Source organism: Alistipes sp. AF14-19 (assembly GCF_003461645.1).
Lineage (GTDB): Bacteria > Bacteroidota > Bacteroidia > Bacteroidales > Rikenellaceae > Alistipes > Alistipes shahii.
The window spans coordinates 86,903-108,112 of record NZ_QTXM01000002.1; the positions used below are offsets into that span (position 1 = coordinate 86,903).

At 61.4% G+C, this 21,210-nt stretch carries 22 protein-coding genes; 12 read left to right on the forward strand and 10 right to left on the reverse strand.

The window, feature by feature from the left end; all coding sequences use genetic code 11:
* Nucleotides 1-7: 7 nt before the first annotated feature.
* The 3 genes from DWW03_RS02610 to DWW03_RS02620 form a co-directional block, all read right to left on the reverse strand.
* The gene (locus DWW03_RS02610) at nt 8-1,204 is read right to left on the reverse strand and encodes a BamA/TamA family outer membrane protein (RefSeq protein WP_022061857.1); all 1,197 of its coding nucleotides are present in this window, start codon (nt 1,202-1,204) and stop codon (nt 8-10) included.
* A gap of 6 nt (nt 1,205-1,210) precedes the next feature.
* The gene (locus tag DWW03_RS02615) at nt 1,211-1,729 is read right to left on the reverse strand and encodes a hypothetical protein (RefSeq protein ID WP_022061858.1); all 519 of its coding nucleotides are present in this window, start codon (nt 1,727-1,729) and stop codon (nt 1,211-1,213) included.
* Nucleotides 1,730-1,832: 103 nt separating this feature from the next.
* Nucleotides 1,833-2,246 carry a DoxX family protein gene (locus tag DWW03_RS02620; RefSeq protein WP_118406257.1) on the reverse strand — a complete coding sequence of 138 codons (414 nt, stop codon included), beginning with the start codon at nt 2,244-2,246 and terminating at the stop codon, nt 1,833-1,835.
* A gap of 159 nt (nt 2,247-2,405) precedes the next feature.
* On the opposite strand from DWW03_RS02620, the gene DWW03_RS02625 reads away from it, so the two are divergent.
* Complete coding sequence (locus DWW03_RS02625) at nt 2,406-2,981, forward strand: DNA-3-methyladenine glycosylase I (protein WP_015546080.1); 576 nt, start codon at nt 2,406-2,408, stop codon at nt 2,979-2,981.
* A 75-nt stretch (nt 2,982-3,056) separates the two neighbouring features.
* A complete protein-coding gene (locus DWW03_RS02630) occupies nt 3,057-3,536 on the forward strand; it encodes a low molecular weight protein-tyrosine-phosphatase (RefSeq protein WP_022061860.1) in 480 nt (159 codons plus the stop codon).
* Nucleotides 3,537-3,660: 124 nt separating this feature from the next.
* Here the strand turns inward: DWW03_RS02630 and DWW03_RS02635 are convergent, their stop codons facing one another.
* A complete protein-coding gene (locus DWW03_RS02635) occupies nt 3,661-4,542 on the reverse strand; it encodes a PorV/PorQ family protein (protein ID WP_118406333.1) in 882 nt (293 codons plus the stop codon).
* 315 nt (nt 4,543-4,857) lie between these two features.
* Nucleotides 4,858-5,604, reverse strand: a complete 747-nt coding sequence (gene fabG / locus DWW03_RS02640; RefSeq protein ID WP_015546081.1) for a 3-oxoacyl-[acyl-carrier-protein] reductase — start codon at nt 5,602-5,604, stop codon at nt 4,858-4,860.
* A gap of 148 nt (nt 5,605-5,752) precedes the next feature.
* Between fabG and glyA the strand changes: the two genes are divergently transcribed.
* Genes glyA through DWW03_RS02655 form a run of 3 tightly spaced genes read left to right on the forward strand, consistent with a single transcriptional unit; the run spans nt 5,753 to nt 8,679 of the window.
* On the forward strand, nt 5,753-7,033 hold the full coding sequence (gene glyA / locus DWW03_RS02645) for a serine hydroxymethyltransferase (RefSeq protein WP_015546082.1): 1,281 nt from the start codon (nt 5,753-5,755) through the stop codon (nt 7,031-7,033).
* 1 nt (nt 7,034) lies between these two features.
* Entirely contained in the window at nt 7,035-7,715 is a 681-nt protein-coding gene (locus tag DWW03_RS02650) for a DUF2461 domain-containing protein (RefSeq protein WP_022061862.1), read from the forward strand.
* A 1-nt stretch (nt 7,716) separates the two neighbouring features.
* Nucleotides 7,717-8,679, forward strand: a complete 963-nt coding sequence (locus DWW03_RS02655; protein ID WP_022061863.1) for an alpha/beta hydrolase family protein — start codon at nt 7,717-7,719, stop codon at nt 8,677-8,679.
* Between the two features lie 74 nt (nt 8,680-8,753).
* On the opposite strand, the gene glmS is transcribed toward DWW03_RS02655, so the two are convergent.
* From glmS to glmM, 5 genes are all read right to left on the reverse strand, one after another.
* On the reverse strand, nt 8,754-10,598 hold the full coding sequence (glmS, locus tag DWW03_RS02660) for a glutamine--fructose-6-phosphate transaminase (isomerizing) (protein WP_015546086.1): 1,845 nt from the start codon (nt 10,596-10,598) through the stop codon (nt 8,754-8,756).
* 134 nt (nt 10,599-10,732) lie between these two features.
* Nucleotides 10,733-11,515, reverse strand: coding sequence for an inositol monophosphatase family protein (locus DWW03_RS02665; protein ID WP_015546087.1), 783 nt, complete (start codon nt 11,513-11,515; stop codon nt 10,733-10,735).
* A 1-nt stretch (nt 11,516) separates the two neighbouring features.
* The gene (locus DWW03_RS02670; RefSeq protein ID WP_022061866.1) at nt 11,517-12,884 is read right to left on the reverse strand and encodes a dipeptidase; all 1,368 of its coding nucleotides are present in this window, start codon (nt 12,882-12,884) and stop codon (nt 11,517-11,519) included.
* Nucleotides 12,885-13,331, reverse strand: a complete 447-nt coding sequence (locus DWW03_RS02675) for a copper resistance protein NlpE (protein WP_022061867.1) — start codon at nt 13,329-13,331, stop codon at nt 12,885-12,887.
* Between the two features lie 4 nt (nt 13,332-13,335).
* Nucleotides 13,336-14,724, reverse strand: coding sequence for a phosphoglucosamine mutase (glmM, locus tag DWW03_RS02680; RefSeq protein ID WP_022061868.1), 1,389 nt, complete (start codon nt 14,722-14,724; stop codon nt 13,336-13,338).
* A gap of 114 nt (nt 14,725-14,838) precedes the next feature.
* On the opposite strand from glmM, the gene DWW03_RS02685 reads away from it, so the two are divergent.
* From DWW03_RS02685 to DWW03_RS02715, 7 genes are read left to right on the forward strand one after another with little or no spacing between them, the layout of a single operon-like run.
* Nucleotides 14,839-15,717, forward strand: a complete 879-nt coding sequence (locus DWW03_RS02685) for a nucleoside phosphorylase (protein WP_022061869.1) — start codon at nt 14,839-14,841, stop codon at nt 15,715-15,717.
* A 32-nt stretch (nt 15,718-15,749) separates the two neighbouring features.
* On the forward strand, nt 15,750-16,874 hold the full coding sequence (gene dnaN / locus DWW03_RS02690) for a DNA polymerase III subunit beta (RefSeq protein ID WP_015546091.1): 1,125 nt from the start codon (nt 15,750-15,752) through the stop codon (nt 16,872-16,874).
* Between the two features lie 10 nt (nt 16,875-16,884).
* Nucleotides 16,885-17,652 carry a 3'-5' exonuclease gene (locus tag DWW03_RS02695; RefSeq protein ID WP_015546092.1) on the forward strand — a complete coding sequence of 256 codons (768 nt, stop codon included), beginning with the start codon at nt 16,885-16,887 and terminating at the stop codon, nt 17,650-17,652.
* A complete protein-coding gene (locus DWW03_RS02700) occupies nt 17,649-19,475 on the forward strand; it encodes a LysM peptidoglycan-binding domain-containing protein (protein WP_118406258.1) in 1,827 nt (608 codons plus the stop codon). The genes DWW03_RS02695 and DWW03_RS02700 overlap by 4 nt, the downstream gene beginning before the upstream one ends.
* A 7-nt stretch (nt 19,476-19,482) precedes the next feature.
* Nucleotides 19,483-20,130: a redox-sensing transcriptional repressor Rex gene (locus DWW03_RS02705; RefSeq protein ID WP_022061871.1), complete on the forward strand. Its 648-nt coding sequence runs from the start codon at nt 19,483-19,485 to the stop codon at nt 20,128-20,130.
* A 25-nt stretch (nt 20,131-20,155) separates the two neighbouring features.
* Nucleotides 20,156-20,719 (forward strand): FAD synthetase family protein, encoded by a 564-nt coding sequence (locus tag DWW03_RS02710; protein ID WP_015546094.1) that lies wholly within the window; start codon nt 20,156-20,158, stop codon nt 20,717-20,719.
* 7 nt (nt 20,720-20,726) lie between these two features.
* On the forward strand, nt 20,727-21,137 hold the full coding sequence (locus DWW03_RS02715) for an acyl-CoA thioesterase (protein ID WP_022061873.1): 411 nt from the start codon (nt 20,727-20,729) through the stop codon (nt 21,135-21,137).
* The last annotated feature ends 73 nt before the right edge of the window (nt 21,138-21,210 follow it).

A 21,210-nucleotide genomic window follows, 5' to 3' on the forward strand; every position in this document is an offset into this window, starting at 1 on the left:
AATTCTCTTAAAAAGCCTCGTTGATGTTCAGCAGGAAACCGCTGGTTTTCTTGCCGAATCCGTAGTCGAGGCGCACGTTCACCCGTTTTTTCAGTTCCCACCGGAGTCCTGCGCCGTAGTTGGGCAGCGTCTGCGACCAGTCGAATCGCGACAGCGAGGGGAAAACGTTGCCCGCGCCGCCCCATACCGCGCATCCGATCCGCCTCCAGATGCGCTGGCGCAGTTCGACCTGCACGGTGATCATGTCGTTGTCCGTATAGCGGCCCTGGTAGTAGCCGCGCATCCGCTGGCCTCCGCCCATGCGGGCGAGCATCGGCCACGGAGTGCCGTCGGAGTTGAATACGGCATACAGATCCGCAGCCAGAACGCCGCCCTTCCAGATCTGCCCGTAAGCGTCGGCCGTGAAGGTCGTGCGCCACAGCGTCTTGCCGCAGTTGCCCAGCCCCTTGGGGAACAGCGTCTCCTGAAAACTCACGTAGACGCCCCGGAACGGGCTGGGGATGAAGTCCCGCGAGTCGTATTCCAGAATTGCGCCGACGCCCGTGGCCGTATAGCGCTGTTTCTGCCCTGCGAGGTAGGCCGGGTCTGAAAATTTCAGCCCCCGCACATGCTCGAAGCTCACCAGTCCTCCGATGTAGGCGTGGGGCAGGAACTCGTGCAGGTAGCGCCCTTCGACCAGATAACGCTTTTCGGAGTAGGTGCTCTCGGGATTGTACCGCCCGGCGTCGTAACCGATTCCCCAGAAACTGCGGGGCGCCGAGGCGAACATCACCGTATAGTTTATGCGGCGTTTGTTGTGCGAGAAAATGTTGTTTCCCGTCACGCCCAGCGCATAGAAGCCCGACACCGAGACGTTGCCGAAGATCGAGACGTCCGACGGCGCCGTGATCGAGTCCGTGCGGTCGAGGCGGTAGAGTCCCGCAGCCAGCAGCCCGATGCCGAAACTCGTGTTCTTCGAGTAGCTGGGACCTCCGGCGAAGGTGAAATCTATCTTTTTCTCGAAGGTCTTGTCGGTGGTCGACTCCCCGAAATAATCGACGACGCGCCGCAGAAAGGGTCTCTTTTCGGGAGCCTGCGGCGGCAGCGGGGTGTAGGAGTAGCGGAGCGAGTCGCCGTCGGAGGAGCGGATGGCGGTCTCCTGGGCATGCGCCGTGAGGTGCATGCCTGCGCTTATGAGGAGCAGAACGGCGGGGCGGCGCAGCATCCGGGCCTATTTGTACTTTTCGATGGTTTCGTAGAAGGCCTCCTTGTCGGCGTCGGAAAGCTCGCCCTTGCGCAGGAACACCAGTTCCCCCTCCTTCGATACGATCATCAGCACGAACTGGTTGTTGCAGTCGCCCAGCGCCCACGCCGTGCTTAAAATGCGGTTCTGGTCGGCGAGGACCGTGGCGCCGTTCTTGGCCGTGCGTTTCTTGGCCATGTTGCGGGCCATGCCGTTGGGGACCATCGGGGCGTCCTTGAGGTTCATCACGCCGAAGCCGTGGATATTGTCGCTTTCGGCGCGGTGGTTCTGCTCCAGTTCGATGGTGAAATCCTCGTTCTGCTTGTGCCGGTCGGGGTCCACGTAGAATATCATCAGGTTCTTTTCGCCGAAATAGGGGAGTTTGACCGGCTTGCCGTCCAGATCGAGCACCTCGACGTTCTGCACTTTGCGGGGCAGCTCCTGCGCCTGAACGGCCGATGCGGTCAGCGCGAAGGCGGCCAGCATTGCAATCACTTTCATCTTCATTACGTTCTGATTTTGTTGGTTTTTAATGAAAACAAATCGTGGCAAAGTTACAATATTTCTCCGAAAATGGAGATTGCGGGGGTGCATATTATTGTTCGATTGGTCATTTTTTTCGGTCGGACGGGAGCAGAGCCGCGTCGAAGGCGTACAGTCCGCCGCCCGAAACGATCAGGAATACGTAGATCCCGAGCCACGCGAATTCCGGCTCTCCGGCTCCGAATCCGCCCCAGGCGAACATCAGGAGGATGCCCAGCGACATGACGAGGGCCGACATCCGCACCCAGAGACCCATGATGATCAGCACGGCCAGCAGCGCCTCGGCGACCGTCACGATGACGAACACGGCCGGCGGATTGATGTAAAGCGGCGATGGATATGAACTGATTATCTCGTTGTAGTTCTGTATTTTGCCGATGTTGTGAAACAGCATCGAAGCCCCCGTGAACAGCCGCAGGTAGAGCACCGCCCAGTCCATGCACCTGTATTGTCCGATCCAGTCTGAAATTCGTTTTCCCATGCCCCGGCTCCCTGCAATTCGCGTTCCGGAAGTTCCGCCGCCCCCGGCGCCGTGACGACATTTTTCACAGGTCGGAAGGTTTTGCCGACCGGGGCGGCCCGATTTTGCATCCATCCGACTTTTTGCTACCTTTGGCGGTGTATTCCAAACGGGACGACGATGCAGGATATGATAGACGGACGCTGCGGTTGGTGCGGAACCGACGGGCTGTATGTGAAATACCACGACGAGGAGTGGGGAAGACCGGTGACCGACGACGGGAAGCTGTTCGAATTCCTCGTGCTGGAGAGCGCCCAGGCCGGGTTGAGCTGGATAACGATTCTCCGGAAGCGGGAGGGCTACCGCAAGGCCTTTTGCAATTTCGACGCCGGGAAGGTGGCGCGGATGACCGATGACGATGTCGAACGGCTGATGCACTTCGACGGCATCGTGAAAAACCGGCTGAAAATCAAAGCGACCATCACGAATGCGCGGCTGTTCCTCGCCGTGCAGGAGGAGTTCGGCAGTTTCAGGGACTACACGCTGTCGTTCTTTCCCGGCGGAAAGCCGATCACCAACCATTTCCGCTCCCTGAACGAGATTCCGGCGTCGTCACCCGAATCCGACGCCATGAGCCGGGACATGAAAAAACGGGGCTTCAAATTTTTCGGCCCCACGATTTGTTACGCCCATTTGCAGGCCTCGGGGTTCGTCAACGACCATCTGACGGGCTGCATTTGCCGGAACGGACAATGACGGCAGGCCATGAACCGCCCTTTTTCCGGCTCCTTGCGGGGCGTCGGTCCGGAAAGCATCTGAAATTTCAACCATATGAAAACGAGAATATTGTTTGTCTGCCTCGGCAATATCTGCCGTTCTCCGGCCGCCGAGGGCATCATGCGCCGCATCGTGGAGCGACGCGGCCTGTCCGGGACGTTCGGGATCGACTCCGCGGGAACCTACGGGGGACACCGCGGCGAACTGCCCGATCCGCGCATGCGCAGCGCGGCCTCGCGCCGCGGCTATGCGCTGACGCACCGTTCGCGGCAGGTCCGGGAGGAGGATTTCGACCGCTTCGACATGATCGTGGCGATGGACGACATGAACTACGAGTCGCTCAACCGGCTGGCTCCCTCGCGCGAGGCTGCGCGGAAGATTTTCCGCATGGCGGAGTTCTGCCGCCGCCATCCCGACCGCACCTACGTGCCCGATCCCTACTACGAGGGCCACGAGGGCTTCGAACTGGTGCTCGACATGCTGGAAGACGGCTGCGAGGGGATTCTGGAATATCTCTCCGAAAACGGAAAATGAAAAGTCTCCCTTTGACGAGGGAGACCCGGAGGGATTGTCGGAATGAATGACGCCGCGGCCCGGTGTGGAGTCGGAGGTTCGGCCCGGGATGAACCCCGAGCGTGTCGGGCTTGCCGGTTTTACGTCAGAAATCCAACCCGAAACTGATGCTGTATGTGTTGCGCAGCAGCGAGTGCTTCTTGGCGAAGAGGTAGGCGAAATCGAGCCGCAGGTGGAGGATGCGCAGTCCCGCGCCGACGGTCCAGTAGCTCGGGTAGTAGTCGCGCCGTTCGCCGTAGTGGTAGCCGGTGCGCAGCTGCACGAGCTGCATCAGGTTGTACTCGACGCCCAGCGACATCTGGAAACCGCGGACCGCGGAGGGCGAGAAATAGTAGCCCAGGTCAGTTCCGACCGTGATTTCGTGCGCATCGGTGAGGAACGTGTCGAGGGCCGCGCCCACGGTGAAATCCATCGGCAGGGTGTATTCCGTATCGCGGAGATACCCGCCCAGATTGCCCAGCTTGGCGCCTGCGCGCAGCGTCGAGTAGCTGCCGACGTTCTCCAGCGGCCGCTGCCACGCGGCGCTCAAATCCACGGCCAGCGCGTCGGCTGAGATGTCGGGGCGTTTGAGGTGCATGTAGCGGCCGACGATGCCGACGGCCCACCGGTCGCCGATGCGGCGCGCATAACCCAGGTCGACGGCCATGTCGTTGTTGCCGTGTTCGCGGAGGAACTGCCGCCAGCCGGCCTGCACGAGGTTGATGTTGTCGAACCGGCAGAATCCCGACACGGCGTAATAGTCGAAGCTCCGCTGTCCGTAATAGGAGGAGGAGACCTGCGACGGCGTGTGCGAGAAGATGGCCGTCGCGGAGTTGTTGTAGATGGCGTGCGAACCGGAAAGGGTGGTCATCATCACGCCGCCCATGCCCAGCGACTTGGCGTCGGGGCTGGGAAGCGTCGCCTCGATTCTCTGGGCGTATGTCTGGAGCGCGGCCAGTGCCGCGAGCAAGGTTACGAGTCGTTTCATGTTGCAAAGATAGTAAAATGCGGGACGGAAGCAAATCCGGTCCGCAGAAACCTTCCGGTCTGCCGGAAGCGTCGTTGCGACGCCGGAGGGCAGCAAAAAAGATGCAAGTTGCGCAGGCTGTTCAGGCAATTACGGCACACGCTGCGCTTTCGTGCCGTGATTGTTGGCGGCGCTTCGGCCTCGAAAAGAAAAATTTCGACGGAATATTGTCCGAAAACAAAAGCGCCCTTCCAGGTGAACCTGGCGGGCGCTTTCATTTTCAGACGACGCCTTGACTGCATCGTTTTCCGCAACGTTCTCGTTGTCTGTCGTTTCCTAACAGTTCATCGCTCCGCAGCAGTGGATGACCTGCCCGCTGACATACGACGAAAGGTCCGACGCGAGGAACAGCGCCACCTTGGCGACATCCTCCGGCGTGCCGCCGCGGCGCAGCGGAATCTGCTTGTACCAGCCCTCCTTCACCTCGTCGGGCAGTTTGTCGGTCATCTCGGTCATAATGAAGCCCGGGGCGATGGCGTTGGCGCGAATGCCGCGCGGACCCATCTCCTTGGCGATCGACTTCGCAAGGCCGATCATGCCGGCTTTCGAGGCCGAGTAGTTGCACTGGCCGGCGTTGCCGCTGACGCCCACCACCGACGACATGTTGATGATCGAGCCGCTTTTCTGGCGCGCCATGACCGGCACGACGGCGTGGATGAAGTTGAACGCCGACTTGAGGTTGACCGTCAGCACGGCATCCCACTGGGCCTCGGACATGCGCATCATCAGGCCGTCCTTGGTGATTCCGGCGTTGTTCACAAGGATGTCGATACGGCCGAAATCCTTTATGATCTGGTCGATGACCGCGTGCGTCTCTTCGAAGTTGGCTGCGTTCGAGGCATAGCCCTTGGCTTTCACGCCCAGCGCGGCGATTTCGGCTTCGGTAGCCTTGCCGTTCTCGTCGATCGCAAGGTCGGTGAACGCCACGTTGGCGCCCTCTTTGGCGAATTCGAGTGCGATGGCCTTGCCGATGCCGCGTGCGGCGCCGGTCACAACGGCCACTTTTCCATCCAGTAATTTCATAATTCTTTTATATTTTTAAGGCAATATCTGCCAATTTTTATTCGCAAATATAGGAAAAATATCTTAATCGCCTGCCCGCGGAGCGAATTTCGGCATTTTTGCTTATCTTTACCGACCGTAAACAGCATTCCAAAATCCTTATAACGATATGAAAAGAGATTCCCAGATTTTCGATTTGATTGCCGCCGAGCGCAACCGCCAGATGCATGGCATCGAACTGATCGCTTCGGAGAACTTCGTCAGCGACCAGGTGATGGAGGCCATGGGTTCGGTCTTGACCAACAAATACGCCGAAGGCTATCCCGGAGCGCGCTACTACGGCGGCTGCGAGGTCGTGGACAAGGTCGAGACGCTGGCCATCGAGCGCATCTGCCGTCTCTACGGCGCGGAGTACGCCAACGTGCAGCCCCATTCGGGCGCACAGGCCAACATGGCCGTTTTCTTCGCCTGCATGCAGCCGGGCGATACGTTCATGGGACTGGACCTTGCACACGGAGGACACCTCTCGCACGGTTCGCCGGTCAACATGTCGGGTAAATATTTCAAGGCCGTGGGCTATCAGCTCGACGAGGCCACGGGCGTGATCGACTACGACGCCATGGAGCGCAAGGCCCTGGAGTGCAAGCCGAAACTGATCGTCGGCGGCGCCTCGGCCTACTCGCGCGAGTGGGATTACAAACGCATGCGCGAGATCGCCGACAAGGTGGGCGCGCTGCTGATGGTGGACATGGCCCACACGGCCGGTCTGATCGCCGCGGGGCTGCTGGAGAACCCCGTGAAATACGCGCATATCGTCACCTCGACGACCCACAAGACCCTGCGCGGCCCGCGCGGCGGCATCATCCTGATGGGCAAGGACTTCGAGAACCCCTGGGGCCAGACCACGCCGAAGGGCGTCGTGAAGATGATGTCGCAGATCCTCAATTCGGCCGTCTTCCCGGGCATCCAGGGCGGTCCGCTGGAGCACGTCATCGCCGCCAAGGCCGTAGCCTTCGGCGAAGCGTTGGAACCCGCCTACAAGGAGTATCAGACGCAGGTGCAGAAGAACGCCGCAGCCATGGCCGCCGCCTTCGTCGAGCGCGGCTACAAGATCGTCTCGGGCGGCACGGACAACCACCTGATGCTCGTCGACCTGCGCACGAAGTTCCCCGAGCTGACGGGCAAGCTGGCCGAGAAGTGCCTCGTGGCCGCCGACATCACCACCAACAAGAACATGGTTCCGTTCGACAGCCGGTCGCCGTTCCAGACCTCGGGCCTGCGCTTCGGAACCCCGGCCATCACCACGCGCGGCCTGAAGGAGGACAAGATGGACTACATCGTCGGGCTGATCGACCGCGTGCTGCACGACCCGGAGAACGAAGCGAACATCGCCGCCGTGCGCAAGGACGTGAACGCGCTGATGGCCGACTATCCGCTTTTCGCGTGGTAAGATGAAGGAGGTCATCGACTTCTTCCGCCGGCTGCACGACGACAACACCCGGGAATGGTTCGACGCCCACCGCGCCGAATGGACCCGTGTGAAGGGACGGTTCGCCGATTTCACCGGACAGCTGATCGGGGGCATCGCGTCGTTCGACCCCGAGGTGCGCGGCCTGCGTCCGCAGGACTGCACCTACCGGATCGCCCGCGACACGCGTTTCTCGCCCGACAAGTCGCCCTACAAGACCTATATCGGGGCTTACATTGCGCCGAAGGGCAAGAAGTCGGGTTTCGCGGGATACTATTTCCACATCGAACCCTGCTGCGACTCGCTGGTGTGCTGCAACCTGCTTTCGGCGGGCGCCGTGTGCATCGAGCCGACGGTGCTGCGGTCGATCCGCGAGGAGGTGCTCGACAACGGCGCGCAGATCGAGGCGGCGATCCGGAAGGCCAAAGGGTTCCGGCTGTGCAGCGGCAACAGGCTCAAGCGGGTCCCGACGGGATTCCCGGCCGACAGCCCCTATGCCGAGATGCTGAAGCTGAAGGATTTCTACCTCGAACAGCCCATCGCCGAGGAGTTCCTGCTCGCACCCGATCTGCTGGAACGCACCGTCGAGCAGTTCCGCCGCACGCAGCCGTTCATCGCCATTCTGAACCGGGCGATCCGCTACGCCCACGAAGAGATGCAGTGACATGAGACGTCTGTTTCTGATCGCTGCACTGTTTCTGTGGACGCCGGCCGGGGCGCAGAACGACGATGCGACGCCGCGGAAGATCGAAAAAGAGACCTTCGTCTATGCCGTGCGGGATGCCGACACGCTGCGGCTGGACCGTTATGCGCTCCTCTCGCCCGACAGCCGGGCGAAACCCTGCCTGATGTTCCTTTTCGGCGGCGGCTTTATGACCGGAACGCGGGACAACCGGCGTTTCCGCCCCTTCTTCGACTACTATGCCCGCAAGGGGTTCGTCGTCGTGTCGATCGACTACCGGCTGGGGATGAAGCGGGCCAGACAGGCCGGCCTGCTCGACGAGGAGCATTTCACGCAGGCGTTGGACATGACGCTTTCGATGGCGACGGAGGACCTCTACGACGCCACGGCCTATATCTGCCGGCACATGCCGGACGTCGATCCTTCGCGGATCGTGACGTGCGGGTCGAGCGCCGGGGCCATCACGGTGCTGATGGGCGAGTACTGGCTTTGCAACGGGCATCCGCTGACCGCCGGGAAGTTCACGCAGAACTTTAGCTACGCCGGGGTAATCGCCTTTGCGGGAGCCGTTTGCGATACGCAGGACAGCCTGCGCTGGGCGCGCGATCCCGCGCCGATGCTGCTTTTCCACGGCGACGCCGACCGCAATGTGCCCTACGGCGCGATCGGTGTCGACGGGGTCTGGCTGTTCGGCTCGAAGAGCATTGCCGACGACCTCGCGCGGCGCAGGGTGCCGCACGCGTTCTACTCCGTCGCCGAGACCAATCATTCGATGGCGTGGCGGCCGATGACCGAGAACCGCGGCGAGATCGACTCGTTTCTCGAAAAGCTGGTCTTCAAACGGCAGCGGCTGGTGACCGACGTCCGCATCACGCCGCTCGATGCGCCCGCAGTTCCGAAGGATTTCGGGATTTCCGACTACATCGACGCCAACTACGGGCATTAGGCGTCCGCCGCAGATGAAAAATCCGCAGCCTCCCCCGGGAAGCTGCGGATTTTCGTTTGCCGTGCGGCGCGTGATCACTCCACCGTCACCGACTTGGCGAGGTTGCGGGGCTGGTCGACATTGCGGCCCTTGTAGACGGCGATGTAGTAGGCCAGCAGTTGCAGCGGGACCGATACCACGATGGGCATCAGGCACTCGGCGATCACCGGGACCTCGATCACGAAGTCGGCCGAGCGGCGCACCTGTTCGTCGCCGCGGGCAATGACGGCGATGATCTTGCCGCCGCGGGCCTTGATCTCCTCGATGTTCGAGGCCGTTTTTTCGTAGGTGTGGTCCGGCGTGGCGATGGCCACGGTGGGCATCTCGGCGTCGATCAGCGCAATGGGGCCGTGCTTCATCTCGGCCGCGGGGTAACCTTCGGCGTGGATGTACGAAATCTCCTTGAGTTTCAGCGCGCCTTCGAGCGCCGTGGGGTAGTTGTACCCGCGGCCGAGGTAGATGAAGTTGTGCGCATAGGTGAATATTTTCGCCAGGTCGGCGACCTGCGGGGCGACTTTCAGCACCTCTTCCATCGTCTCGGGCAGGTGCAGCAGCGCCGCCGAAACCTCGTTGTAATACGCCTCCGTGACGGTTCCTCTCTCGCGGCCCACGGCCAGCGCCAGCATGGCCATCACGGTCACCTGCCCGGTGAAAGCCTTCGTCGAGGCGACGCCGATCTCGGGCCCCACGTGGATATAGGCCCCCGAATCCGTGGCCCGGGCGATCGACGAGCCGACGACGTTGCAGATGCCGAAGACGAACGCCCCGGCCTTGCGGGCCAGTTCGACGGCGGCCAGCGTGTCGGCCGTCTCGCCCGACTGCGACACGGCCACGACGATGTCGTCCTCGCGGATGATGGGGTTGCGGTAGCGGAACTCCGAGGCGTACTCCACCTCGACGGGAATGCGGCAGATCGACTCCACGAGGTGTTCGCCGATCAGCGAGGCGTGCCACGACGTGCCGCACGCCACGAAAATGATGCGCCGGGCGTTCACGAACCTGTCGCGGTGGTCGATCACGCCCGAAAGTTTCACCTCGCAGGTGTCGGGGTTGATGCGTCCGCGGATGCAGTCGACGATGGTCCGGGGCTGCTCGTAAATCTCCTTGAGCATGAAATGGGGATAGCCGCCCTTTTCCAGCTGCGAGATCGACAGCTGGAGTTTCTTGATGTCGATCTTCGCGTCGTGGTTGTCCAGCGTGACGATTTTCAGCGGGGCGTTGCGGTCGATCACGGCGATTTCGCCGTCGCCCACGTAGACGAAATCCTCGGTGTATTCGATGATCGACGCGGCGTCGGACGAGAGGAAGAACTCCCCGTCGCCCACGCCCACGACCATCGGGCTGCTCTGCCGCGCGGCGACGATCCGGTCGTGGTTGCCCTTCTCGACGACGGCGATGGCGTAGGCGCCGATCACCTGCCGGAGGGCCTGCCGCACGGCTTCGGGCAGCGAGCAGCCGCTGGTCGCCCGGACGTATTCGATCAGATTCACCAACACCTCGGAGTCGGTGCTGCTGCGGAAGGTGTATCCGTTCTGTTCGAGGGCGTCCTTCAGCACGCGGTAGTTCTCGATGATGCCGTTGTGTATCAGGGCTATGTTCTCCGATTCGGAGTAGTGGGGATGGGCGTTGGCGTCGTTCGGAACCCCGTGCGTGGCCCAGCGGGTGTGGGCGATGCCGATGTTGCCGCCGAGGTCCTTTCCGTCGAGGAAATGCTCCAGATCGGAGACCTTGCCCTTGCATTTGAATACGTTGAGACGCCCGTCCGGGTTGACCAGCGCGACGCCCGCACTGTCGTATCCCCTGTATTCGAGGCGGTGAAGCCCCTTTATCAGAATCGGGCACGCGTCGCGCCGCCCGACATATCCGACTATTCCGCACATGTTGTTCTGTTTTTTTGTTCGGGTCAAAAATAAGAAAAAATTTTAATAAACACACATGTGTAAGGGCGGGAATTTACTCCCGCCCTCATTCAGAATAGGCTGCAACGTTTGCAACGATTTGGTTTTCGGTGAATTTACCGCACGTACTTCAAGATTTCCTTCACGATCGCGCCGTTGCCCGCGACGATCGAGATGCCCCGGTCGCGGCGCAGGTCGCAGACGACGCCCCCGGCCTCGGCGAGGATCAGTTCGGCGGCGCAGACGTCCCATTCGTGCAGCGCCAGTTCCCAGTAGCCGTCCAGCAGTCCGGCGGCGACGCAGCTGATGTCGTAGGCCGCAGAACCCAGCCGCCGGACATCCCGCACGTAGGGGATGATCCGTGCGACGTTGTCGCTGTTGTTGTCCGGATTCACGTCCTTGTCGTAGGGGAATCCCGAGGCGATGACCGAGGTGGCGAGCGTCTGTTTCTCCCCGACGCGGATGCGTTCCGGCTCCCGCGAAGCGTATTGCAGATATGCCCCGCCGCCCTTCGTCGCCGTGAACAGCTCGTTCAGGTAGGGTGCGTAGACGACCCCCACGATGGTTTCGCCCCTGTACTGGAGGGCTATCGAAACCGTGAACAGCGGAAGTCCCTGACTGTAATTGGTCGTGCCGTCGAGCGGGTCGACGACCCAGCGCCAGTCGCTCGCGGCGTTGCCCCGGCAGCCGCCCTCCTCGCCCAGAATGGCATGGTCGGGATAACGCTCCGCGATCATGCCGGCAATCAGTTCCTCGCTCTCCCTGTCGGCGCGCGTCACCACGTCGTAGACGTTGGATTTGGTCTCGATCGACAGCCTGTCGCCCCGGAAGTAGGCGAGTTGTATTCCGCCCGCGGCCTTCGCCAGCTGCACGGCGAATTTCAGCAGTTCGTCGTACATGCTATTCGGATTCGGCGAAATACTTGTAGAACAGCGGAATGGTCTCCACGCCCTTGTCGAACTGCTCGAGTCCGTAGCTTTCGTTGGGCGAGTGGATGGCGTCCTCGGCCAGACCGAAGCCGATCAGCAGCGATTTGATGCCCAGGATGGACTCGAATCCGCTGATAATGGGGATCGAACCGCCCGAGTAGAAGGGCAGGGGCTTTTTGCCGAAAGTCGCCTCGACGGCCTTCTCGGCCGCCTTGTAGGCCGGCATGTCGGTCGGCGCGACGTAGGGCATGCCGCCGTGGAGCGATTTCACCACGACCTTCACGCTCTCGGGCGCGATGGCGCGGAAATGTTTCTCGAACAGCTCCGAGATCTTGCGGTAGTCCTGATTCGGCACGAGGCGCATCGAAATCTTGGCCGAAGCCTTCGACGGAATGACCGTCTTGGTCCCCTCGCCCGTGTAGCCTCCCCAGATGCCGTTGACGTCGAGCGACGGGCGCACGCCGGTGCGTTCCAGCGTCGTGTAACCCGCTTCGCCCTCCACGTCGCCGATTTTCAGCGACTTCTTGTAATCCTCGAGGCTGAACGGCGCCTTGTTGAACGCCTCGCGCTCGGCGGGCGTCAGCTCCCGCACGTCGTCGTAGAAGCCGGGGATCGTCACGCGGCCGTTCTCATCGACGAGTCCCGCCACCAGCCGCGCCAGCACGTTGGCCGGGTTGGCCACCGCACCGCCGAACAGCCCCGAATGCAGGTCCTTGTCCGGTCCCGTCACCTCGACCTCCATGTAGGCCAGTCCGCGCAGTCCGCAGGTGATCGACGGCGTCTGCATCGAGATCATCGACGTGTCCGACACCAATATAATATCGGCCTTGAGCAGCTCCTTGTTCTGCTCGCAGAAGCCATAGAGGCTCGGCGAACCGATCTCCTCCTCGCCTTCGAGCATGAATTTCACGTTGCAGGGCAGCGAATCGGTGGCGCACATCGCCTCGAACGCCTTGGCGTGCATCCACAGCTGTCCCTTGTCGTCGTCGGCGCCGCGGCCCCAGATGCGGCCGTCGCGGATGACCGGCTCGAAAGGTTCCGTGCGCCACTCGTCGCGCGGGTCCACGGGCATCACGTCGTAGTGGCCGTAGACCAGCACCGTTTTAGCCCCGGGATCGACGGTCTTCTCGGCGTAAACCACCGGATTGCCCTCCGTGGGCAGCACGTCGGCGCGGTCGGCCCCGGCCTTCACGAGCGCCGCCGCGAGAAACTCGGCGCAACGCTGCATATCGGGCTTGCGCTCGGACTGCGCGCTGATCGACGGGATACGCAGCAGGTCGAGCAACTCGCTGATAAACCGTTCTTTATTCTCCTTTATATAAACCTTTGCTTTATTCATTTATTCGGTGGTTTTTTGCAGTGTGTAATTGTCCGCCAGCGCGCCGGTCACAGGTTGTTTTTCGGCGTCGAGGCGGCGCAGGCGGTTCTCCTCGACCTTGTAGTATTGGGGCTGTCCGCCCTCCGAGGGCGTCAGCGTCAGCAGGTTCTCCTTAACGGTGAAAGCGCCCTTCTCGTCGAATTCCGAGTCGCGGTCGATGTATTTCAGATGCAGGGCATAGGAACCGTCGGGCGCGAGCGTCAGCGTCGTCTCGATTCCCGGGCAGTCGGCCGCAGGCAGCGTGCCCTTGTAGACGCCCAGATAGTCGAGCGAGGTCTCGGCATTGTGCATGTCGGGAGCCGCTGCCGTTGTCTGCTGCGTCCCGGCTGTCGCCGCCTTCTGCTGCGCATTTCCGCCGCAGGAGACCATCACGAGGGCTGCGGCGAGGATCAATAAACTCTCTTTCATGCTCTTAAATGTTGCAGATCTCCTTGATTTCGGCAATGAACCGCTGCGCCAGCGCGTCGGCCTCGTCCATCGACTTCGCCTCGGTGTAGACGCGGATGATCGGCTCGGTGTTCGACTTGCGCAGGTGCACCCAGTTTTCCGCGAAGTCGATCTTCACGCCGTCTATATCGTTCACGTTTTCACCGGCATAACGCCCCTTCACCTCACGCAGCACTTTATCTACGTCGATGGCGGGCGTCAGCTCGATTTTGTTCTTCGAGGCGTAGTACGAAGGGTAGGTGGCGCGCAGCCGGGTCATCGTCATGCCTTTCTTCGCCAGCCACGTTAAAAAGAGCGCCGTGCCCACCAGCGCGTCGCGGCCGTAGTGCAGCTCGGGGTAGATCACTCCGCCGTTGCCTTCGCCGCCGATCACCGCGCCGACCTCCTTCATCTTCGCCACGACATTGACCTCGCCGACCGCCGAGGCGTAGTACTTGCCGCCATGACGCTCCGTGACGTCGCGCAGCGCGCGCGACGAGGAGAGGTTCGAAACCGTGTTGCCGGGCTTTTCGGAAAGAATGTAGTCCGCGACGGCCACCAGCGTGTACTCCTCGACGAACATCGAGCCGTCCTCCGAGACGAACGCCAGCCGGTCGACGTCCGGGTCGACGACGATGCCCAGGTCGGCTTTCTCGCGCACGATGACCTCCGAGATTTCCGTGAGGTTCTGCGGCAGCGGTTCGGGGTTGTGGGCGAATTCGCCCGTGGGTTCGCAGTTCAGCTCCACGACCTCGCAGCCCAGTTCGCGCAGCAGTTTCGGCATCACGATGCCGCCCACCGAGTTCACGGCGTCGACGACGACCTTGAAACGGCGTTTGCGCACCGCTTCGACGTCGACCAGCGGCAGCGCCAGCACGCGGCGGATATGCTCGTCGTTGAAATCCTCGCGCGACAGCACATGGCCGATGGCGTCGATCGCGGGGTAGTCGTAATCCTCCTCCTCGGACATGGCCAGCACCTGCTTGCCCTCGGCGTCGTTGAGAAACTCGCCGTCGGAGTTCAGCAGTTTCAGGGCGTTCCACTGGCGGGGGTTGTGCGAGGCGGTGATGATGATGCCGCCGTCGGCCTTCTTGCCGATCACGGCCATCTCGGTCCCGGGGGTGGTGCACAGCCCGACGTTGACGACGTCCGCGCCGCAGGCCAGCAGGGTCCCTTCCACGAGGTTCGAGACCATTTCGCCCGAAATACGGGCGTCACGTCCTACGACTATGGTAAGTTTTTTGCCCGGATTGCGGCGGGCGATCAGGCGCACGTAGGCCGTGGTGAATTTGACGACGTCGGGAGGCGTCAGGTTCTCGCCCGCGGGTCCGCCGATCGTGCCGCGGATGCCCGAAATGGATTTGATGAGTGTCATGTTTTATTCGGTTTTACGGATACTTATATTTATGAAAAATTCGCTTCGAAGTTTTGATATTCGAGGTAAATATATTACTTTTATGCCAATTATGGAAATTAAAAAACGACAATTATGAGAACCATTCCCGCTTCCGAATTGATTATCAACGACGACGGTTCGATTTTTCACCTGCACCTGCATCCCGGGCAGCTGGCCGACACGGTGATCCTGGTCGGCGACCCCGGCCGCGTGGCCCTCGTAGCCGGATTTTTCGACACGAAGGAGTGCGAGGTTTCGAACCGCGAGTTCAAGACCGTGACGGGCAGCTATAAAGGAAAACGCATGACGGTCCTCTCGACCGGCATCGGCATCGGCAACATCGACATCTGCGTCACGGAGCTGGACGCGCTGGCCAACGTCGATTTCGCCACGCGGCAGGAGAAGGCCGGAAAAAAACGGCTCACGCTGGTGCGGCTGGGCACTTCGGGCGCCATTCAGCCCGACATCAAGGTCGGTGAATTCGTCTTCTCGCGCACTTCGTGCGGCTTCGACGGCCTGTTGAGCTACTACAAGGGCCGCGACGCGGTCTGCGACCTGGCGCTCGAAGAGGCGTTCGTGAAGCACACGGGCTGGTACGAGAAGATGCCGCGCCCCTATTTCGTCGACGCCGACAAGACCCTGTTCGAGCATTTCAGCGACGTCACGCGCGAGGGCATCACCATCGCCGCTCCGGGATTCTACGCCCCGCAGGGCCGCTGGGTGCGGCTCGAACCGCACGACGCCCGGCTGAACGAGAAGATCGAGTCGTTCGGCTACGAAGGCCGCCGCATCACCAACTTCGAGATGGAGGGTTCGGCGCTCGCGGGGCTGGCCGCCCTGATGGGTCACCGCGCCGCCACGATCTGCACGATCATCGCCCAGCGCATCGCGCAGGACGTGAACACCGACTACAAGCCGTTCGTGCGGAAGATGATCGAAACGGCCCTCGACAAACTGGCAATTTTAGAGTAAGAAACCATAAACAGACAAAACAGAAACAACGTATGAAATTTTCCGTATCAAGCTCGGCCCTGCTTTCGCTTCTGGCTACCACCGGCAAGGTCATCAGCAATAAGAACACGCTGCCCATCCTGGACTACTTCCTCTTGGAACTCAACGGCAACACGCTGCAAGTCACCACGTCGGACCTTGAGACGACGCTCGTCGGGCAGATCGAGGTGGACAGCGTCGAGAGCGAAGGTACGATCGCCGCGCCGGCCAAACTGATGCTCGACTCGCTGAAGGAGTTCCCCGAACTGCCGCTGACCATCGAGGTCAACGACAAGAACTGGGAGATCAAGATCAACTGGAAGAGCGGATCGCTCTCGATTCCCGGAGCCAGCGCCGTCAGCTATCCCGCCGTGCCGCAGCTGAACGCCGAGAAAAAGGAGCTGCGCCTCGACGTCGACACCCTCGTGAACGGCATCAACAAGACGATTTTCGCCACGGCGGACGACGAACTGCGCCCCGTGATGAACGGCATCTATATCAATCTGGCGCCCGACGCGCTGACGTTCGTGGGAACCGATGCGCACAAACTCGTGAAGTACGAGGCCGAGACCGAAAACGAGGTGACGGCGTCGTTCATCCTCCCGAAGAAGCCCGCCAACCTGCTCAAGTCGGTGCTGCTGAAGGAGGACGACGCGATCGAAATGGCGTTCGATTCGAAGAACGCCCTGTTCAAACTCAAGAGCCACACGCTCGTCTGCCGCCTGATCGAGGGCAACTACCCGAACTACAACGCCGTGATTCCGTCCAACAACCCCAACAAGGTGCTGGTGGACCGCATCGAGCTGGTCAACGGCATCAAGCGCGTGGCCGTCTGCTCGAACCCCACGACGAACCTGATCCGCATGGACATCGCCGACAACCGGATCACCCTCACGGCGCAGGACATCGACTTCTCGGTGTCGGCCAACGAGACGATCTCGTGCAGCTACGACGGGCAGCCCATTTCGATCGGCTTCAAGTCGACGTTCCTCGTCGAGATCCTCTCGAACATGGATACCCCGACGGTGGTGGTGGAACTGGCCGACTCGACCCGCGCCGGCGTCTTCAAACCCGTTTACGACGACAAGCAGCCGAGCGCGACGCTCATGCTGCTGATGCCGATGATGATCAACGCATAACGGCCCTCAGATGAAGCTGAACCTCAAACGACCGATCATCTTCTTCGACCTCGAAACCACCGGCGTGGACACCGCCCGGGACCGCATCGTGGAGATCTCGATGGTCAAGGTCATGCCCGACGGCGAGGAGATCACCAAAACCCGGCGGCTCAATCCCGGGATGCATATCCCCGAGGAGGCCTCGGCCATACACGGCATCACGGACGACGACGTGAGGGACTGCCCGACGTTCGCGCAGGTCGCGCGGTCGCTCGAACAGTTCATCCGCGGCTGCGACTTCGGCGGCTTCAACTCGAACCGCTTCGACCTGCCGGTGCTGGTCGAGGAGTTCCTGCGCGCCGGCGTGGACGTGGACTTCAAGCGCCGCAAGTTCATCGACGTGCAGAACATCTTCCACAAGAAGGAGCAGCGCACGCTGGTCGCGGCCTACAAGTTCTACTGCGACAAGGACCTGGAGGAGGCCCACTCGGCCGAGGCCGACACGAAGGCCACCTACGAGGTGCTGAAGGCCCAGCTGGACCGTTACGACGATCTGGAGAACGACATCGACAAGCTGGCCGAATACTCGTGCCGCGCCGAATCGGCCGACTACGCCGGGCGCATCCTCTACAACGAGAAGGGCGAGGAGGTCTTCGGGTTCGGCAAGTACAAGGGCCGTTCGGTGGCCGAGGTGTTCCGCATCGAGCCGAGCTACTACGCCTGGATGATGAACGGCGATTTCCCGCTCTACACCAAGAAGGTCATCACCGAAATCCGGATGCGCGATAAAATGAAATGACGATGAAACGACTCTGTGCCGCAGCTCTGATGATCGTGTGGGCTTTCTGCGCCGTTGCGGCGGGGAAGTCCGCAACGATCGTCTACATCAACGGTGCGAAATACTACATCCACACGGTGCAGGCGGGCGAGACGCTCTACGGGCTTTCGAAAACCTACGGGGTGGGCGAGAAGGTGATTCTTGAAAACAACCCCTCGATCGTCCGCGGCCTGAAAACCGCCGAGAACATCAAGATCCTCTTCGTGGCCGACGTTCCCGAACCCAAGTCGGACAAGAAGCTGCGCAAGACCTTCGACTTCCATTTCGTGTCGAAGGGCGAGACGCTCTACGCCATTTCGCGGCAGTACGAGATTCCGGTGAAAACCCTTCTGGAGGACAACCCGAACCTTGACCCGCTGCACATGCGCCTCGGCGAACGCATCCTGATCCGCAGGAAACAGATCGGTTCGGAGGACGAGGCCGGCACGAAGGAGCAGTGGGAGGAGTACCGGCAGTCGCTGAACAGCGTGGCCGAGGAAGGCACGGCCTACCACATCGTCCATCCGGGCGAGACGTTCTATTCGCTCTCGCGCCGCTTCGGGATCACCGAGGCGGAGTTCAGCGCGCTCAACGGCGGGCTGAAACCCGCGGACCTCAAGGCCGGGGCCATGGTCAAGATTCCTGCGCCCGAGGCCGGACAGATTCCGGAGGGCGCCGACAGCCTCCAACGGCAGGACAGCGTGCCGGAGACCGGGCAGCAGGTCGTGCAGATCGACTTCCGGGCGCTCCGGGCCGGCGACCCGCTCGACGTGGCGCTGCTGCTGCCCCTCGCCACGGGCGGCGAGCCTAACGGCAACTACCTGGAGTTCTATCAGGGTTTTCTGCTGGGGCTGGACAGCGTGAAGCTCAAATACGGACGTTCGGTGAACGTGGACCTCTACAACACGGCCCGCGACACGGCGCGCATCCGCGAAATCGTCGAAAGCGACGCCTTCCGGAAAGCCGACCTGATCGTCGGCCCCGTCTACGAGGAGGGGCTGTATCCGGTGATCCGCTTCGCCGAGGAGAAAAAGATTCCCGTGGTGTCGCCGCTGGCCAATATCGAGGGGATGAACAGCGACGTGCTGTTCCAGCTCGCGCCCGACCCTTCGCGCAAGTACGAGAAGGCGGGCGATCTGGTGAACGGCGACAAGCGCGTGACGCTGATCTGCACCGAGTCTGCCGACAAGGAGTTCGAGCGCGAGATGCTCGCGCTGCTGGGCGATTCGGAGTACCGCCGCTATACCTATAAATACGAGCATCCCACGGCCCGCTCGGCCGACAGCCCGAGCGACCTCACGCCGCTGCTGGAGAATACGGACGACAACGTTTTCATCATCCTCTCCGACAACGAGGTGGACATCGACCGCATTCTCGCGGCTCTGGCCTCGGCCGATACGAGCCTTACGAGCCGCGGCCGCACGGCGCCCCGCTTCGTGGTGCTGGGCAACACCCGCTGGAACCGCTACAACACCGTCGACCGCGCGATGTTCTTCAAGAACCGCGTGATCTTCTTCTCGACCTACCACGCCAAACGCGACTCGGAGACCGTGCGGGCGTTCGACGACGCCTACATCCGTTCGTTCGGCGCGCTGCCGACCCTCTTTTCCTACCGGGGCTACGACACGGCGATGATCTTCGCCCCGGCCATGTACGGCGACATCGAGTACGACCTCGAAGACCGCCGCTACACGCCGTTGCAGACGACCTATCGGTTCGGGCAGAACGAAGGCCGCGAGAACCACGTCAACCGCAACTGGACGCGGGTCAACTACAACAGCGACTTCACCATAACCATCGAATGACAGAGCCATGGCAACTTTGACGAATACGATTCCCGAGAAAACCATCGAGCGATTGAGCGAGTACCGCCGCACGCTGCTCGCCAGCCATCGGCAGGGCATCACGCATATCTTTTCGCACGTACTGGCCGGCATCCACGGCATCACGGCCGTGCAGGTGCGCCGCGACCTGATGCTGATCGGCTTCTCGAGCGACACGAAGAAGGGCTATGACGTGCAGGTGCTGATCGAGTACATCAGCCGCATCCTCGACAGCCCCTCGCCCATGAACATCGCCGTGCTGGGCATGGGCCATCTGGGCCAGGCCATCACCAAATATTTCAACGGCAAGGGGCTCAAGCTGAAGATCACCGCGGCGTTCGACGTCGACCCCGAAAAGGTCGGCAAGACGATCGACGGCATCCCGTGCTACCATATGGACTCCTTCGAGGAGGTGGTCGAGGACAAGGACATCTCGATCGTCATCGTCTCCTCGCCGACGAAGGTGGCTCCGAATCTCGTGCTGCCGATCATCAATGCCGGCATACGGGGGGTGCTGAATTTCACCTCCACGCCGCTGAACTTCCCGCAGGGGATCATCGTCGAGAATTACGACATCACCACGCTGCTCGAAAAAGTCGCCTACTTCGTTAAGGAGAGCGACGGGAGCAATTCGTAACCGTGTGCCGGAGAGGGAGAGAGAGATGAGGGTATTTCACGGTTTCGACGCACTTCCGCACTTCGTCCGCCCGGCGGTCACCGTCGGGTCGTACGACGGCGTGCACCTGGGCCACCGCGCCCTGATCGGGCGGCTGATCGCCGAGGCCCGCGCCAACGGCGGCGAAAGCATTGTGCTGACCTTCGAGCCGCACCCGCGCATCACGCTGGGAAAGGCCGAAGGGCTGCGGCTGCTGACGACGCTCGACGAGAAAACGGCCCTGCTGGAAGAGCTGGGGGTGGATAACGTGATCGTCATTCCCTTCGACAGGGCGTTCAGCGCCTTGTCCGGAGAGGAGTTCGCGGACGATTACCTGATCGGAAAGGTCGGCGCCGAAACGCTCGTCGCGGGCTACAACCACCGTTTCGGCCACGACCGGATCGACTGCGACACGCTCGCGGCGTCGGGACGGCTCCGCGTCGTGAAGGTGGGTCCGTGCAGGGTCGACGGCGAGCATGTCAGTTCGACCGTGATCCGCCGGCTGCTGGATGAGGGGAAAACCGCAGAGGCCGAATTGTTACTTGGATATTCCCTGCAAACCGAAAAATAAAAAAAACATGTTAAGTCACGATTGTCAGATACGCGTGTGGTACAAGCACACCGACCAGATGGCCATTTGCCACCATTCGAATTACATCTGCTACTACGAAGCCGCCCGCAGCGAGTTCCTGCGCGCGCTGGGCATGTCGTTCGCCGAGGTCGAACGGCGGGGCATCATGATGCCGATCCTCGAAGTGCAGTCGAAATACCGCAAGCCGGCCTATTTCGACGAACTGCTGACCGTGCGCATCATCCTCCGGGAAATGCCCTCGACACGCATCAATTTCTTCTACGAAATCTACAACGAGCGGGGCGACCTGCTCAATACGGGCATGACCCAGCTGGGCTTCATCCACAGCGATTCGCGGCGTCCGTGCCGCTGTCCGGAATGGTTCCTGGAGCTGATCCGCAGCCGCTGGACCGAATAAGACGCCCCGTTTCGGGTCCGATTCATGCCGCTTCGCCCTGCGAAGCGGCTTTTTCTGCGCCGTGACGGCATTT

What these genes read in the sequence shown, in the direction of transcription:
- DWW03_RS02625 (WP_015546080.1), top strand. Translation starts at nt 2,406, where the DNA reads ATGCAGGATATGATAGACGGACGCTGCGGTTGGTGCGGAACCGACGGG.
- DWW03_RS02650 (WP_022061862.1), top strand. Translation starts at nt 7,035, where the DNA reads ATGAAGGAGGTCATCGACTTCTTCCGCCGGCTGCACGACGACAACACC.
- DWW03_RS02710 (WP_015546094.1), top strand. Translation starts at nt 20,156, where the DNA reads ATGAGGGTATTTCACGGTTTCGACGCACTTCCGCACTTCGTCCGCCCG.
- fabG (WP_015546081.1), bottom strand. Translation starts at nt 5,604, where the DNA reads ATGAAATTACTGGATGGAAAAGTGGCCGTTGTGACCGGCGCCGCACGC.
- DWW03_RS02610 (WP_022061857.1), bottom strand. Translation starts at nt 1,204, where the DNA reads ATGCTGCGCCGCCCCGCCGTTCTGCTCCTCATAAGCGCAGGCATGCAC.
- DWW03_RS02665 (WP_015546087.1), bottom strand. Translation starts at nt 11,515, where the DNA reads ATGTACGACGAACTGCTGAAATTCGCCGTGCAGCTGGCGAAGGCCGCG.
- glmS (WP_015546086.1), bottom strand. Translation starts at nt 10,598, where the DNA reads ATGTGCGGAATAGTCGGATATGTCGGGCGGCGCGACGCGTGCCCGATT.
- DWW03_RS02715 (WP_022061873.1), top strand. Translation starts at nt 20,727, where the DNA reads ATGTTAAGTCACGATTGTCAGATACGCGTGTGGTACAAGCACACCGAC.
- glmM (WP_022061868.1), bottom strand. Translation starts at nt 14,724, where the DNA reads ATGACACTCATCAAATCCATTTCGGGCATCCGCGGCACGATCGGCGGA.
- DWW03_RS02700 (WP_118406258.1), top strand. Translation starts at nt 17,649, where the DNA reads ATGACGATGAAACGACTCTGTGCCGCAGCTCTGATGATCGTGTGGGCT.
- glyA (WP_015546082.1), top strand. Translation starts at nt 5,753, where the DNA reads ATGAAAAGAGATTCCCAGATTTTCGATTTGATTGCCGCCGAGCGCAAC.
- DWW03_RS02620 (WP_118406257.1), bottom strand. Translation starts at nt 2,246, where the DNA reads ATGGGAAAACGAATTTCAGACTGGATCGGACAATACAGGTGCATGGAC.
- DWW03_RS02675 (WP_022061867.1), bottom strand. Translation starts at nt 13,331, where the DNA reads ATGAAAGAGAGTTTATTGATCCTCGCCGCAGCCCTCGTGATGGTCTCC.
- DWW03_RS02705 (WP_022061871.1), top strand. Translation starts at nt 19,483, where the DNA reads ATGGCAACTTTGACGAATACGATTCCCGAGAAAACCATCGAGCGATTG.
- DWW03_RS02695 (WP_015546092.1), top strand. Translation starts at nt 16,885, where the DNA reads ATGAAGCTGAACCTCAAACGACCGATCATCTTCTTCGACCTCGAAACC.
- DWW03_RS02685 (WP_022061869.1), top strand. Translation starts at nt 14,839, where the DNA reads ATGAGAACCATTCCCGCTTCCGAATTGATTATCAACGACGACGGTTCG.
- DWW03_RS02655 (WP_022061863.1), top strand. Translation starts at nt 7,717, where the DNA reads ATGAGACGTCTGTTTCTGATCGCTGCACTGTTTCTGTGGACGCCGGCC.
- DWW03_RS02635 (WP_118406333.1), bottom strand. Translation starts at nt 4,542, where the DNA reads ATGAAACGACTCGTAACCTTGCTCGCGGCACTGGCCGCGCTCCAGACA.
- dnaN (WP_015546091.1), top strand. Translation starts at nt 15,750, where the DNA reads ATGAAATTTTCCGTATCAAGCTCGGCCCTGCTTTCGCTTCTGGCTACC.
- DWW03_RS02670 (WP_022061866.1), bottom strand. Translation starts at nt 12,884, where the DNA reads ATGAATAAAGCAAAGGTTTATATAAAGGAGAATAAAGAACGGTTTATC.
- DWW03_RS02630 (WP_022061860.1), top strand. Translation starts at nt 3,057, where the DNA reads ATGAAAACGAGAATATTGTTTGTCTGCCTCGGCAATATCTGCCGTTCT.
- DWW03_RS02615 (WP_022061858.1), bottom strand. Translation starts at nt 1,729, where the DNA reads ATGAAGATGAAAGTGATTGCAATGCTGGCCGCCTTCGCGCTGACCGCA.